General features: G+C 65.2%; 15 protein-coding genes, 2 tRNA genes and 1 pseudogene. 11 read left to right on the top strand and 7 right to left on the bottom strand.

All coding sequences use genetic code 11. The annotated features are described in order from the left end of the window. The first annotated feature begins 58 nt into the window (after positions 1–58). The 7 genes from MEMAR_RS02685 (at position 59) to hepT (ending at position 3404) form a co-directional block, all read left to right on the top strand. Entirely contained in the window at positions 59–784 is a 726-nt protein-coding gene (locus MEMAR_RS02685) for a thymidylate synthase (RefSeq protein ID WP_011843392.1), read from the top strand. Between the two features lie 52 nt (positions 785–836). Beyond that, positions 837–909: transfer RNA gene (locus MEMAR_RS02680), tRNA-Gln, on the top strand. 49 nt (positions 910–958) lie between these two features. Next, positions 959–1789: a TIM barrel protein gene (locus tag MEMAR_RS02675; RefSeq protein ID WP_011843391.1), complete on the top strand. Its 831-nt coding sequence runs from the start codon at positions 959–961 to the stop codon at positions 1787–1789. Positions 1790–1909: 120 nt separating this feature from the next. Continuing rightward, the gene (locus MEMAR_RS02670; RefSeq protein ID WP_011843390.1) at positions 1910–2170 is read left to right on the top strand and encodes a type II toxin-antitoxin system HicB family antitoxin; all 261 of its coding nucleotides are present in this window, start codon (positions 1910–1912) and stop codon (positions 2168–2170) included. Further along, a complete protein-coding gene (locus MEMAR_RS02665; RefSeq protein ID WP_011843389.1) occupies positions 2157–2387 on the top strand; it encodes a type II toxin-antitoxin system HicA family toxin in 231 nt (76 codons plus the stop codon). The genes MEMAR_RS02670 and MEMAR_RS02665 overlap by 14 nt, the downstream gene beginning before the upstream one ends. Before the next feature lie 196 nt (positions 2388–2583). Next, positions 2584–2970 carry a type VII toxin-antitoxin system MntA family adenylyltransferase antitoxin gene (gene mntA, locus MEMAR_RS02660; protein WP_011843388.1) on the top strand — a complete coding sequence of 129 codons (387 nt, stop codon included), beginning with the start codon at positions 2584–2586 and terminating at the stop codon, positions 2968–2970. Then, complete coding sequence (gene hepT, locus MEMAR_RS02655) at positions 2967–3404, top strand: type VII toxin-antitoxin system HepT family RNase toxin (protein WP_011843387.1); 438 nt, start codon at positions 2967–2969, stop codon at positions 3402–3404. Before mntA ends, hepT begins: the two co-directional genes overlap by 4 nt. Positions 3405–3512: 108 nt before the next feature. On the opposite strand, the gene MEMAR_RS02650 is transcribed toward hepT, so the two are convergent. The 4 genes from MEMAR_RS02650 to MEMAR_RS02635 are packed head-to-tail and all read right to left on the bottom strand — an operon-like array spanning position 3513 to position 7001. Beyond that, entirely contained in the window at positions 3513–4247 is a 735-nt protein-coding gene (locus MEMAR_RS02650; protein ID WP_011843386.1) for a DUF1614 domain-containing protein, read from the bottom strand. 31 nt (positions 4248–4278) lie between these two features. Continuing rightward, positions 4279–4881 (bottom strand): fibrillarin-like rRNA/tRNA 2'-O-methyltransferase, encoded by a 603-nt coding sequence (locus MEMAR_RS02645; protein WP_011843385.1) that lies wholly within the window; start codon positions 4879–4881, stop codon positions 4279–4281. Beyond that, complete coding sequence (locus MEMAR_RS02640) at positions 4881–5741, bottom strand: NOP5/NOP56 family protein (RefSeq protein WP_011843384.1); 861 nt, start codon at positions 5739–5741, stop codon at positions 4881–4883. The genes MEMAR_RS02645 and MEMAR_RS02640 overlap by 1 nt, the downstream gene beginning before the upstream one ends. A gap of 48 nt (positions 5742–5789) precedes the next feature. Further along, complete coding sequence (locus tag MEMAR_RS02635; protein WP_011843383.1) at positions 5790–7001, bottom strand: tripartite tricarboxylate transporter permease; 1212 nt, start codon at positions 6999–7001, stop codon at positions 5790–5792. 89 nt (positions 7002–7090) lie between these two features. Here MEMAR_RS02635 and MEMAR_RS02630 point away from each other — a divergent pair, with 89 nt between their 5' ends. The 4 genes and pseudogenes from MEMAR_RS02630 to MEMAR_RS02615 form a co-directional block, all read left to right on the top strand. Beyond that, positions 7091–7771 (top strand): uroporphyrinogen-III synthase, encoded by a 681-nt coding sequence (locus MEMAR_RS02630; RefSeq protein WP_011843382.1) that lies wholly within the window; start codon positions 7091–7093, stop codon positions 7769–7771. Between the two features lie 4 nt (positions 7772–7775). After that, positions 7776–8684 carry an RNA-guided pseudouridylation complex pseudouridine synthase subunit Cbf5 gene (locus tag MEMAR_RS02625; protein ID WP_011843381.1) on the top strand — a complete coding sequence of 303 codons (909 nt, stop codon included), beginning with the start codon at positions 7776–7778 and terminating at the stop codon, positions 8682–8684. A 37-nt stretch (positions 8685–8721) separates the two neighbouring features. Beyond that, positions 8722–8808: transfer RNA gene (locus tag MEMAR_RS02620), tRNA-Ser, on the top strand. Between the two features lie 173 nt (positions 8809–8981). Then, positions 8982–9194, top strand: a pseudogene (locus tag MEMAR_RS02615) (DUF7557 family protein); the annotation flags it as partial. Positions 9195–9255: 61 nt separating this feature from the next. Here MEMAR_RS02615 and MEMAR_RS02610 read toward each other — a convergent pair. The 3 genes from MEMAR_RS02610 to MEMAR_RS02600 all read right to left on the bottom strand — a co-directional run bounded on the left by MEMAR_RS02610 (position 9256) and on the right by MEMAR_RS02600 (position 12592). Beyond that, positions 9256–10401: a CPBP family intramembrane glutamic endopeptidase gene (locus MEMAR_RS02610; RefSeq protein ID WP_143706308.1), complete on the bottom strand. Its 1146-nt coding sequence runs from the start codon at positions 10399–10401 to the stop codon at positions 9256–9258. Between the two features lie 37 nt (positions 10402–10438). Next, positions 10439–11650 (bottom strand): MFS transporter, encoded by a 1212-nt coding sequence (locus MEMAR_RS02605; RefSeq protein WP_011843378.1) that lies wholly within the window; start codon positions 11648–11650, stop codon positions 10439–10441. A gap of 93 nt (positions 11651–11743) precedes the next feature. Continuing rightward, the gene (locus MEMAR_RS02600) at positions 11744–12592 is read right to left on the bottom strand and encodes an aldo/keto reductase (protein WP_011843377.1); all 849 of its coding nucleotides are present in this window, start codon (positions 12590–12592) and stop codon (positions 11744–11746) included. Positions 12593–12805: the final 213 nt, after the last annotated feature.

The raw sequence follows: 12805 nt of genomic DNA, 5'->3' as shown, positions 1-12805 counted from the left end.
TATATGAGACGGTCCCCAGTGGGGAGCCTTTTCTACCCCGGCCTGCAAACTACTCTCTATGCGGATCATTCGGGCCCCCACGCTCGCACGGGCACACGAACTGGCGGTCAGGACCGTCCTCGAGAAAGGATGGGTGCTGGATACGGAGAACGACGAGGCGACGATCGAGTGCGAGGAACTCGCGCTCGAGGTGGAGTCGCCGGAAAGCGTTCCCATGGCGAGCCCCGCCTCCCGGTTCCAGCAGCGGTTCCTGGACGTCTACGCCGACAACCTCCTGCACGGCTCCGACGCGAAGTTCGAGTACGACTACCACCGCCGGCTCTTCGACTGGGGGGAACAACTTATGGTGAACGGCGAGGACGTCCACGTCGACCAGATCGACTACATCGCCCGGAAACTCGAGCAAGCCGCGAACTCGCGGCGGGCGGTCGCGGTCACCTGGAACCCGGTCGTCGACGAGAACCTCGACGACTGCCCCTGCCTGCAGCTCGTCCAGTGCCTGCTGCGGAACGGGAAACTCCAGATGAAGGTCGTCTTCAGGAGCAACGACATCCTCTCCGCCGCCGGCTCCAACATGTACGCGCTCGTCCGCCTCCAGAAGATGATCGCGGACCGGCTCGGCGTGCCCTGCGGGCGCTACACGCATATCGCGCTCGTCCCCCACATCTACTACCGCCGGGATCTCAACGATATCGAGCCGTTTTGCAAATCAGGCACCGAGATCAGGCCGGTTGCCGAGGTCTGCCGGGCCTGCGGGAAGTGCCCGCGCTCATCCGGGGCATAAACCCCGGCCGTCACTTTAATTAAGATTCACAAACAACATTTTAGAGCCCAATAGCCCGGTAGTGTAGCGGTCAATCATGTGAGACTCTGGATCTCGCGACAGCAGTTCGAATCTGCTCCGGGCTACTCGAATCTTTTTCTCCGCCTGCAAACGGCATACACCGGAGGGTGGTATATGGTTGAGTACAATCTCGGCTGCACCGTGCGCATCGACGACGAAGGGACGCTTGCCCTGCTCGCGGGGCTCTACGAAGAGGGCGCAATCCGTCATATTCAGGTGCAGGCCGTCCCCCTGGCCCGGCAGTTCTTCCGCGAACGCCTCGACCGGATCGCCGCGTCCGGCATCCCGGTCGTCGTCCACGCACCCCACCACGGCCACGGCGTCAACCCCTGCGCTCCCGCCGCCTACGACGACCGCCCGCTCGCGGTGATCAAGGCGTATATCGAGGAGGCGATGAGCCGGACGCTTGAGGCCGCCGACACCCTCGGCGCAGAGACGATCGTCCTCCACGCAGGCCGGTACGAACCCGGAGGCCGCTCTGCCGCCGAGGATACGTTCGCCGACTTCCTCGACCGCAACGCCGATCCCCGCCTCACCCTCGAAAACCTCCCCGCCGTCTACGCCGGCTACCCTCTCCTCGGCAACACCGCCGAAGACCTCGCGGCGCTTGCAGGCAACAAAATCACCCGGTTCTGCCTCGACTTCCCCCACCTCGCCTGCACCGCAAACTACCGGCATCTCTCGTTTGCAGAAGAGCTGGAACGGTTCGAAGGCCTCAACGTGGCCCTCCACCACCTCTCGAACATACGATGCGGCTCGATCACCGACGAGCACCTCGAACTCGACCGTCCCGACGGCGGCCTCGATCTCGCGGCGGTCTTTGCCCGGCTCCGGCGGCACGCCGGCGTGCCGACGACGCTCGAGTACAAGGAGGACTCGGCGGACGTCTACGCCCGGCAGGTGAAGGTCTTTGCCGGGCTCTGGGAAGACCGTGCCGGGGAGTGAGTCGCACCCATGGCACATCGGGGCCGCCCTGAAGAATTGGCCCAACCGCAACGGTCGTGATCCCGCTCGGCCGGGGAAAGCAAAATCCTATATGCGGGGGCAATCCCATTGAAGTATATAATGATCCTTGAGTATATCAACGCGGCACTCGAACACGCCCGCTACGAGATCATCGAGGACGATGAACCGTATTACGGAGAGATCCCGGAACTTTCCGGGGTCTTTGCAACCGGCAGGACGCTGGAAGAGTGCAGGAGAAACCTTGCCGGCGTCATCGACGAATGGTTGATCATACGACTCCGGCGCGGCCTCCCGATACCTCCGATCGCCGGCCGCACAGTGGGAGAGATCGTCAGGGTTGATACGGGTGCCGGAGCATAGGATCAGACCCATCTCATGGAACCAACTTGTAAAGAACCTTCAGGCCCTGGGATTCGAGGGACCGTGCCGGGGAGGCAGACACCCATTCATGGTGAAAGGAGATCTCGTTCTGACCATCCCAAACCCACACAGGTCAGAGATCGGCGTCGACCTGCTCGTGCGCATCCTCCGGCAGGCGGGCATATCCCGTGAGGAATGGAGCCGGCTCACCGGGTAGCGTCTATGTCACCTTTTTTGGGGTTGTGAGACTGAACGACCGTCCGGGGACCCCGGATGGCGATATTGACCTTATGGGGGAATTGGACAGACGACCAGCCCGATCCGGCCCCGCACTGCAGGAAACGTTAATGTGAGAGCGATCCCCATCTAGAACCTACAGAACTTCCGGGCGCGCCCCGGGGGGGTGAGAGCGAGTGAATCATTTTGTCCGGCACGCACTGGAGCGGCTCAAGACCGTCGAGGGGTTCGAGAAGGTCCGCTTCATCATTCTCTACGGCTCCGTTGCCGAAGGGCGGGCGAGAGAGGGTTCCGACATCGACCTCTGCGTCTACTACGACGGAGACCGCGAGGAAGCAGCCCGGTTCAGGTTTGCAGCGCTCTCCGAACTCGCCGACGACCGCTACGACATCCAGATCTTCTCCCACCTGCCGCTCTATGTCCGGACGGAAGTCCTTCGCGGGAAGGTAGTCCACTGTCCCGACGAGCGGTTTCTCTACGACGTCGCATACCGGACGATCCGCGAATTCGACGACTTCAAGCACCGGTTGTACGACTACATCGGCAAGGAGGCGATGGCGTGACGGGCAAGATCCGGGATACGGCAATCCGTATCAAACTCCAGGAGATGACCGAGAGTGTCGATATGGTCAAAGAGCACCTCCCCGACTCGGCCGATTCGTTCAGACAACTCGGCATCATAAAAGACGGCATATACAAACGCGCCGAGTATGCCATCGAGAACGTCTTCGATATCTGCGCAATTCTAAATGCCGACCTCCACCTCGGCGTCCCCGGCACCGATGAGAACATCCTCGACAACCTCGTGCAGCACGGAGTGCTCGCCGCCGCGACACGGCAGAATGTAAAAGCGATGAAAGGGTTCCGAAACGTTGTCGTCCACCGCTACGGGGCAATCGATGATGCTCTTGCCTTCTCAATCCTGAAGGAGCATATCAGTGATTTTGCTCTCTTCAGACAGGAAGTCGAGCATGTTCTGCAGTCAGTGAACGAGTGAAAGGAACCATACGGCTCTCTTCCAGACCCGGCCATACCGTAGACTCCCGGCACGGTCAGCCATCGCTCTGGACGCCCATGAGCCTATCACGACCGGCTGAAGGGGCGCTCATGCAAGCAGCGCCGCGATGATCCCGGTCAGGAATATCCCGTCGAACGTTCCCGCCCCGCCGATGCTCGCCGTCGGCGCCCCCAGTTCCGCGAGATGGTGGAGGTTCAAGAGGTCCGCACCGATCAGGGTGCCGAGCGTCCCGCTCACGTAGGCGATGATCACCGCCGCGGCCGGGACGCCGCCTGCAAAGAGCGAGAGGATCAGCGCCGCAAAGAGCGCGGCAAGCGGCGGGATGAAGAACGGCGTCGCGATCCCGAGCCCCGGCACCGGGCGGGCGACGAGTTTCGTTACGACGGTCACGACCGCGACCCCGGCGAGCGCAAGGGCGAAGAGGTGGTAGCCCCCGCTGATCACGACCGACTCGTAGAGCAGGTAGAGCGATATCGCCACCGGGATGAGGGCGCCGCCGACGTTGATCGCGAGGACCGTCCGCTGCGCCTGCTGCGGGATGCGGTAGAGCCGCCCGTACATCACGGCGTAGCGGTCGTAGGCCGGCACCCCCGGCCGGCCCTCAAGCGTGCTCACCGGGATGTTGATGAAACTCCCGATCAGCGTCAGGAAGAGAATAAAGAGCGCCTGCCACCAGGAGAACCCGAGCCGCGTGAACGTCGCCCCGATCGCCGTCAGAAAAAGAATCGGAAAGACGATGACTGCGAGGAGAAAGAGAACGAGCAGTCCGAAGAAGAAAAGAAGCATCAGCGGGGAGAAGGGGTTGAAGACGACCCGGTCCATGTGAAGGAGTCGCCCTCCCTTCTAATATATACTACTCCCGGCGGGAGCAGACGATCGCGGCATGATCGTGGTGGTAGGGGTCGAGCCACCGGACGTCCGCGATATCGAGGCGCTCCTCGAGCCCGGTCCGCGCCCCGGCGAGCACCTCTGCCGGGTCGCGCCGGACGTCCACGCTCCGGGTCTTGAGCATCAGGACGAGGTGGCCTCCCGGTTTGAGGAAGACCAGGTTTCGCTCCGCGATCTCGACCTGGTTGGGCTGCGCCACGTCCTGGTAGACCAGGTCGACCGCCTCCATGAACGGCGCATACTCCTCCGGGCGGCTCGCGTCGGCCATGATCGGGACGATGTTTCGCCTACGGCGGGCCACCTCGAGAAGGTCCTGCATCGGCCGGGGCGCAAACTCCACCGCGTAGACGGTCTCGACGTAGTCGGCGACGTGCGAGACCGTGGTCCCGTTCGCCGCGCCGAGATAGAGCACCCGCATCTCGGGGGTGAGTTCCACCCCGCCGCCGAGGGTGTAGAGCGCCGCCAGCTTGCTCCGGTAGGGGTCCCAGACCCGGTAACCGTCGAGCGTCCGCTCCCCGTAGACCCCGCCCTCGCCGGGGGAGACCAGCACGTTTCCAAGCCACTTCATCATGCCTCGACCCCCGCCTCGTCGATCCGCGCCTGGGCGTCTTTGAGGAACTCCGGCACCGCCTCGCCCCGGTAGTAGTCGAGCCGGGCGGCGATGGCGAGTTTCGCCGCGAGCACCCGGGCCACCCGTCCCCGCACCGGTCTCGGCGCGTTGTGGACCCGCCGGTGCTGGAAGATGATCCCGTGCTTGGGCGGCGGCGTCCCGCCCCTGAGGTGCGAGAAGAGGGCCCGTTCCGAGCCGATAACCTGGATGGTGCTCCCCGGCATCCTCGCGAGCGCAGGAAGCCCCCCTGCTTTGGAGAGGAGCCGGGCCGCGACCAGCCCGCCGATGAGGGCGCTCGTATTCGGCATCACCTCGTCGGCACGGGCCGAGACCTCCCGCATCAGGCGGCTCCTCGTCCCGGCGAGCCGGTCGATCTCGTCGGCGACGTCCGAGAGACCTCCTCTCGCCCCCTTCCGGATGATCCCGAGCATCTTCTTCGCCGGGAGGGAGCGATACTTCCGGGAGAACGAGGGGTTCGTGACCTGGTACCACTCCGCGGCACGCTCCTGGAGAAGGTTGATGACGTTGTCGAGCTCGTCGAGCATCCTCACCATCTGGAGGAGCTCGACGTCCCGGCCCTGGTACGATTGGGCGATCTTTTTCCGGGCAAGGGTGGTGCAGACCGACCGGAGCAGGTCGACGTACTCCGCCCGCGTCCGGACGACCCCGCAGTCCCGGGCAACCTCCCAGTCGATGGGAACAAAGGAATCCATACCGGTGCGGAGCGTGGCCGCCCGCTCCGCGAGCGCGGCCGGATCGGTGCCGGCGGCCCGGCACCCCTCCTCGTCGACGTCCCCGAACCAGTAGCGCTGTAGCATGGTACGGTATTGGTGCCCGGCCGATATAAGAGCAAACCCCGCTGGCCGTCAGGCAAGACCGAAGGAGTAGGCCATCACGGGAACCATGATCGCGCCCATGCAGTAGACCCGGCGGACGTTGACGAGGGACGGAACGTAGCCGACCGCCGTTGCGAGGAGAAGGACGAGGCCCCCGAACGGGCCGCAGAGGAAGAGGGAGAGGCAGACGACAAACGCGATGACGCCGTAGTTGAGGCTCGTGACGTTCAGGCCGGAGAACCGACCGGCAGTGCGCGAGAAGAGAAGGGTCAGGAGGTAGGCGCCGACCGCGGCCATCGCGCCCGCGAGGAGGATGGCGGTTGCCGGCGGCATCTCCTCGAGCGCTCCGATCGCCGCCATCACCCCGTTCCGGGTCCGGGATACGGCGTAGAAAGCCGCAAGCCCGAGGAAGGCGTTCACGGTGTTCGCGGCGCTGGTCGCGAGGATGTACTCCCGGGGGTTGGAGTCGTAACCGACGACCGAGGTGAGAAGCGCGTTTGCCGTGGCGCTCGAGAGGCCGGGGAGCCAGCCGACGAGAGCGCCGGCGGCCGAACCGAGCAGAGAGCCCCGTCGAATCGCGTCCCGGGGGAGTTCGATGCCCGGGAAGTGCTGTGCGGGCATCGCCCCGTGCGACGCCTTGAGAAGGACCGCGACCCCGAAGAGGCCGGAGAGGAGAGGCATCAGCACCCCGGACTCCCCGCCCGCCGGCCAGGAGAGGAACGCGTAGCCGAGAGAGAAGAGCCCGAGGATTCCCGAGACCGCGAAGACGGCAAGCGCCCATCCCGGCGACTCGGAGACGACGATGAGGTAGCCGGCGACGGCGAGAATGACAAGGCCGATCCCCCAGTCGATCGCCGGCTGGAGAGAGGGAAGCACCAGGACGAAAGCCAGCGCGAGCGGGAGCGAGAGAGCGACACCGGCGGCACTCCCGAGGGCGGATATCCGGACGGCCTCCTCTCCCCGCCCTTCGAGGCAGAGGGCGTGCGCGGGAAGAACCGCAAGCGATGTGTCGGCGTCGGGGATGCCAAGGAACGTGCTTGGGACGCAGTCGAGAAACGTGTGCGTAACGAGGGTGGAAAACATCGCGGAAGCGACGAAAACCGGGTCGAACCAGGCGAGCAGGAGCGCCTGGAGCGAGAGGAGGACCCCCGCCATGGTGTTTGCATGGATGCCGGGAACGAGGCCGCTCACGGCGCCGCAGCCTATGCCGAAGACGGTGCCGAGCACGATTCCGGAGAGCACGATAATTACCGGTCGAAGCGGCCGGGGATAAACCAACCGAATCGTCTCCCACGATACAGTCATATTCCACCGGGACGAAGGTTGTAGCGATGAAGATCGCCATCACCCGGCTCGAGAACAAGGCGGCGGGAGACCGTGCCCTCTGCGCGACGTATGGTCACGACTGCTACACGGTCTCGCCGCTCCGGGCGGATCTGCGGCCCGACCGGATCGATACGTTCGTCGAGGCCGTCCACCGCGGCGAGTTCGACTGCCTCTTCTTCTCAAGCGCCCTCCCCGCCGCGGTCGTCGGGCCGAAACTCGAGCGGTGGCCCCGGGTGATCGCGATCGGGCCAAAGACCGCCGAAGTCCTCCGGGGGTTCGGGATCGAGGCGGAGGTTCTCCCCACGTTCTACTCCCGCGACTTCGTCCCCTACCTCGGGGACTGGCTCCGGGGCCGGACCGTCGGGATCCCGCGGGCCGACGTCCCGAACCCGGACCTTCTCGATGCGATCGCCGCGGCCGGGGGAACGGTCCGGGAGGAGCGGGTCTACGCCCTCGTCCCCACGGGCACCGAGCTCGCGCTTGACGCCGCCGACGCCGCCCTCTTCACGAGCGCCATGTCCTACCGGGAAGCCCGCTGGCGGCCCCGCGACGACCTGCTCCTCATCGCCATCGGCGAGATCACCGCCGACGCCATGCGGGCCGGGGGGCATCCCCCGGCGGTCGTCGGGGACGGGTCGCTCGCGGGAACCCTTGAAGCGCTGAACCTTCATGCGGAAGGCAGGTGAGGGGATGACCGGCCAGGAACGTTTCGTCCCGGAATCCGGGATCGTCGTCGTCGACAAGCCCCGGGGGCCGAGCAGCCACCAGGTGGCCGCCTGGGTTGGGGGTATCCTCGGGCGCCGGGTGGGCCACGCCGGGACGCTCGATCCACAGGTCTCCGGGGTGCTCATCGTCATGTTCGGCGGCGCCGTCCGGCTCGCTCCCGTCCTCCTCTCGCACAACAAGGAGTATGTCTGCCTGATGCGCCTTCACGGCGACGCCTCCCGGGAGTCCGTGGAGCAGGCGGCGAAGGAGTTCACCGGCCGGATCTACCAGCGGCCGCCGAGAAAAAGCGCGGTAAAGCGGAGCCTCCGGATCAGGAAGATCCAGGAGATCGAGATCCTGGACATGGACGGCCGGCTCGTCCTCTTCCGGGTCAGGTGCGATGCCGGGACATACATCCGGACGCTCTGCGTTCATCTGGGCTACGCGCTCGGGACCTGCGCACACATGGAGGAACTCCGGAGGATACGATCGGGATCCTTCGACGAGACCACCATCGTCACGCTCCACGAACTCGCCGATGCCGTTGCAGCCGCCCGGGAGGGCAATCATGAACCCCTGCAGGGAATGATCCTCCCCCCGGCGGCCGCCGTCGCCGATCTTGCGAAGGTCGTCGTCCGCGACACCGCCGTCGACGCCGTCTGCCACGGTGCGGTGCTCGCCGGGGTGGGGGTCGTCGGGAAAGAGGGCGGGTTTGCAAAAGGCGAGACGGTCGCGATCGTGACCGAGCGCGGCGAACTCGTGGGGCTTGGGAAGGGCCTCGTCAATTCGTCGGCGCTGAAACCCGGGGAACCGGGGTTCGTCGTCGCGCCCACCACCGTCCTGATGCGGCCCGGCACCTACCCCCGCGGCTGGAAGGCACGCACAGGGAGCTAATATTAATAAAATACACCGCCAACTAATGATGCACATTGCTGAGGTAGTCTAGACCGGTAGGGCGCGGGCCTGGAAAGCCCGTGGGGCGTTGAGCCCCTCGGGAGTTCAAATCTCCCCCTCAGCGCTTCTTGTTTTTCATGTAGTTTCTGTCGATAGCAAAGTGCGTATCCAACGACCCTGCCTGTACGATTCGTCTCACACCAGGTCTTGTAGCAGAGATATCAAGGACGATCGCAACGACGATATTCAATAGAGCGCTATAGATCGTGATATGGGACGACAGGGGTATCCCGGGAGACGAAGGAGCGGCTGGCAGGGATGAAGCGGTACCCTCGCGAGACCTTTGACGATGTTATCAGGCGGCTCATGAATACCGCCGAGGACGAAGAGCCCCTGAGCGCCGAGGCTATCCGGGGCATCGAGGAGTCGCTCGAAGATATCAAGGCAGGCCGCCTGTATACCCTGGAAGAAGCGCGCACCGAGTTGCAGGCGGTATGGGATACACAGTAAAACTCACGGGCGGCTATACCGGAAGCACTGACTTTTTTCGGAAAAAAAGGGGTTTCGCCCCTCAGATCGACATCCCGACCAGCATCATCGAGAAGAGCACCAGGTCGTAGACAGTGTGCGTGATCGCCGACGTCGTCGTGTTCGAGTACCTGCGGATATAGGCGAACGCGATCCCTGCAATAAAAACCGAGATAAGGCCGTCCCAGCTGTACTGGAACGCATGGAGCGATGCGAAGAGGAGCGCCGGGAGGAGGATGCCGAACCGGGGCTGGAGCAGGCCGCGGATGCTCACCTCCTCGCCGAACCCCGCCGCGACGGACGCCATGATGACCCCGGGGAGCGTGAGCGTTCCGGCAAAGAGCAGGTTGACGGCCTCCATGTCGGTGACGGGAAGACCGAGCCAGCCCACGAGCATGGCGAGCGCCATGTCGATGAAGTGGAAGGCGGCAACGAGCACGAGACCCGCACCGACGGCAAAAGCGATCTCTTTCCCCGTCGGGCGGACGAGGCCGAGCCGCTCCAGGGTCTCGCGGGGCGTCCGGCGGACGCATGCCCCGGCGATAAAGAACGAGCCGATGAGCGTCCAGAAGAGGGTATAGGCATTCAGCGTGACGGTGTTCGCGAGCAGATCCCCGGACTCAAGCAGGAGATCGAGGAACGTCTCCGAGAGGAAGGGCGGAACCCCCGCGACAAGGAGCGGCACGGGAGGGATGAGGATCATGGCGAGGATGACCACGAGCGCGACCGTATGGAGGAGCGAGTCCGGGTCGAACGGGAGATACCCCGCGAGCCATCCCCTGAACCGGCGTGAAAGCCCGACGAGGCTTGCAAATCCCGCGACGAGGGCACCGAGGAGGAGAAGCACAACCTCCACGGCCATGGCAAGGTCGACCGTCTCCGGATCGATCTCCTCGGTCTCGAGCATCTCGGCCGGCAGGATCGCTATGGCCCCGAACCCCACCGCGAGGGCCGCAAGCCCGGCCACCATGATCAGGAGCCAGAGGACGGCGATCCACCGGAACGCAGGGTGCCGGGTTGCGAGATAAACGAGCATGGCAAGGATGACGAAGAGCGCCACGTCGAGCGCCGAGGTGAGGAACGCTCCTGCTTCCCCTCCGATCTCGCAAAAGGCCCCAACCAGAAAGATGAGGGCGAAGAAGGCGATCAGCAGTTCGGCTGCGTACCGACGGAAGAATTCTGGTAACATCGCAATATCCATCGACCGGCGGCATCAAGAACGTAACTCACCGTTGCGTAAGTCTCCCGAAGGCAAGCCCGCTCAGGATTCCCGTAACCCCGAGGAACGCCGCCAGCCCGAGGAAGATCGCCGGCAGCGGCCACCGGCCGGCGAGGACGGCTCCTGCAAACGGCCCTGCCGAGAGCCCTATGGCAAAGAAGGTGTTGTACATGCCGTAAGCGGCACCCTGCGATCCGTGGTCGCGGTAGATATCGGCGAGGAGCGGCATCGTCGGCACCAGGGCGCAGCTCAGCGCGACCCCCAGCACGAAGACGGCGGCGGCGGTGAGCGGGAGAGAGCCCGCCTGCATGGCGGCGACAGTCGCACCCCCCGCGAGGAGAAGGCCGCCGCCGATGAGGTAGCGGCTGCCGCCGTACCGGTCGAAGATCCTTCCTGCAGCCGGCTGGGCGAGGATGGCCGCAACCGCCAGTACCGCAAAGACGACCCCGATCGTCGCCGGGGACGCGGAGAAGACCGCATGCAGGTAGACCGGAAGGTAGGGGTCGAAGACGCCGTACGTCCCGGAGACCGCGACGATCACGACCGCACAGGCGGCGAGCGAGAGGAGAGAGCCCCGGGGCAGCATAGGGGAGCGGTGCGGGCCGCTCTCCCGCCTGCAGGTGCGCACAGGCACGGCGAGGACCGCGAGGCCGACGGAGGCCGCCAGCGCCGCCGGGATGAGGAAGGTGGCGGTGTAGCCCGCATACTCAAAGAGCAGCCCCCCGGCCACCGGCCCGAGGATCGTCCCTACCCCGACCGCCGAGAGCGCGACCCCCATCTTCTCCCCGAGCCGGGCGGGGTCGCAGGTATCGGCGAGGAGCGCAAGCCCCGCCGACCAGGTGGCCGCGGCCGACACCCCCTGAACCGTCCGGGCGGCAACCAGGTGGGTGATCGTGGTCGAGAAGCCGAAGAGCGCCGTCGCGAGCGCGAGGAGGAGCATTCCGGCGACAATGAGAGGGCGGCGGCCCACCCGGTCGGAGAGGAGGCCCATCGGGATGGAGAAGAGGAGGAGCATTCCGGCGTAGATCCCGAAGATGATCCCGATGACCGATTCCCCCACACCGAGCCGGGGGGCATACTGGGGGAAGACCGGGATGAGGAGACCGTAGATCATCATGTCCATGAAGATGACGAGCACGACCAGCACGAGAATCGCGTCCGGCGATGCGGCGATACGGTTCCGGAGGGTGCGGAGCCGATGCGGTTTTTCGGTCGTCATGCTGATTCATCTCCGTGTAGAGAACTGCTCTCCTTCGTAGGTTGGCGGCGCCGGGTTATATCGGTTGCAGAAGAAGATTTTGCCGGGACCGCTTCACCGGAATCCGCGGTAGTAGGCGAGCTCGCGGGCATGGGGTCGGAACGCTTCGACGAGCGCCGCCGCTTCGTCGTCGGGCAAAGGACCGCTCCGGCCGGCGGCTGCAAGCGCCCGCACCTCCGCGGGCGTCGAGCAGCCGACGATCGCGACGGAGACCTCCCGGGCAAGGGCGTACCGGACGAGGACTTCAGGCGTCACCCCGGCATCGGGGACGAGGTAGTTCGACCCACCGAGCACCTTCATCCCGATGACCGCGACCCCCTGCTCCCTCGCGGCCGTAAGCACCCTGTCCAGGAACCCCCCGATCGCCTCCTCAACGGGGTTTACGGGCATCATCACGGCGTCGACCGGCCAGTTCTCGACCGCGTGTGCGAGGACGTCCGGGTCGTGGTGCCCCGTCACCCCGATATGCCGGACGACGCCGGACTCCCGCGCCTCGACGAACGCCTCGAGCGCACCGGACGGCCCTTCAATCTCCCGGATATCGGGGAAAGACCGGACGTCGTGGATCTGCCAGAGGTCGAGGGTCTCGACACCCATCCTCTGGAGAGTCTCTTGAAGGTCCATCTCGGCATCCGCGTTTGCCCGGCGGGCCGACTTGCTCGCCTGGAACACCGATGCCCGGAGATCGGGGCGGTTCCTCCAGACCTCGCCGTAATAGCCCTCGCTCCCCGCGTAGGCCTTCGCCGAGTCGAAGTAGGCGATCCCCTGATCGAGTGCCTCCATGATGACGGCCTTCGCTTCCGCGTGCCGTCCGTAGGTCCTGAGGACTCCTTCTCCCCCGAGCCCCACGGCGGTGACCTCCCGCCCGGTCTTCCCGAACCTGCGCCTGCCCGGTGCCTCCATAGAGCCCCCTATCCGTGCCCGGCTATAAATATCTTATAGCCGGGCGGGAGGATCGAACCCCGATGAGCATGCGGTGCGACGTCCCGCCGGTGCGGACCCCTCTCTCCCCGAACCCCTGAGGCGGCCAGAGACGTGAACTCCATCCCGCTCCGGTGCCGGCCGGACGGGATCGGACGTCCCGGCGGCGTACTGAAATCACGGTACAATGCCGTT

This window comes from Methanoculleus marisnigri JR1 (genome assembly GCF_000015825.1).
In the GTDB taxonomy this organism is placed as follows: domain Archaea; phylum Halobacteriota; class Methanomicrobia; order Methanomicrobiales; family Methanoculleaceae; genus Methanoculleus; species Methanoculleus marisnigri.
The sequence above is the reverse complement of the archived record's forward strand: the minus strand, read 5'-3'. Positions and strand labels throughout refer to the sequence as shown.

What these genes read in the sequence shown, in the direction of transcription:
- MEMAR_RS02605 (WP_011843378.1), bottom strand. Translation starts at nt 11,650, where the DNA reads ATGACGACCGAAAAACCGCATCGGCTCCGCACCCTCCGGAACCGTATC.
- MEMAR_RS02645 (WP_011843385.1), bottom strand. Translation starts at nt 4,881, where the DNA reads ATGAAGTGGCTTGGAAACGTGCTGGTCTCCCCCGGCGAGGGCGGGGTC.
- MEMAR_RS02625 (WP_011843381.1), top strand. Translation starts at nt 7,776, where the DNA reads ATGACCGGCCAGGAACGTTTCGTCCCGGAATCCGGGATCGTCGTCGTC.
- MEMAR_RS02600 (WP_011843377.1), bottom strand. Translation starts at nt 12,592, where the DNA reads ATGGAGGCACCGGGCAGGCGCAGGTTCGGGAAGACCGGGCGGGAGGTC.
- MEMAR_RS02670 (WP_011843390.1), top strand. Translation starts at nt 1,910, where the DNA reads ATGATCCTTGAGTATATCAACGCGGCACTCGAACACGCCCGCTACGAG.
- MEMAR_RS02675 (WP_011843391.1), top strand. Translation starts at nt 959, where the DNA reads ATGGTTGAGTACAATCTCGGCTGCACCGTGCGCATCGACGACGAAGGG.
- MEMAR_RS02685 (WP_011843392.1), top strand. Translation starts at nt 59, where the DNA reads ATGCGGATCATTCGGGCCCCCACGCTCGCACGGGCACACGAACTGGCG.
- MEMAR_RS02640 (WP_011843384.1), bottom strand. Translation starts at nt 5,741, where the DNA reads ATGCTACAGCGCTACTGGTTCGGGGACGTCGACGAGGAGGGGTGCCGG.
- MEMAR_RS02630 (WP_011843382.1), top strand. Translation starts at nt 7,091, where the DNA reads ATGAAGATCGCCATCACCCGGCTCGAGAACAAGGCGGCGGGAGACCGT.
- MEMAR_RS02610 (WP_143706308.1), bottom strand. Translation starts at nt 10,401, where the DNA reads ATGTTACCAGAATTCTTCCGTCGGTACGCAGCCGAACTGCTGATCGCC.
- MEMAR_RS02650 (WP_011843386.1), bottom strand. Translation starts at nt 4,247, where the DNA reads ATGGACCGGGTCGTCTTCAACCCCTTCTCCCCGCTGATGCTTCTTTTC.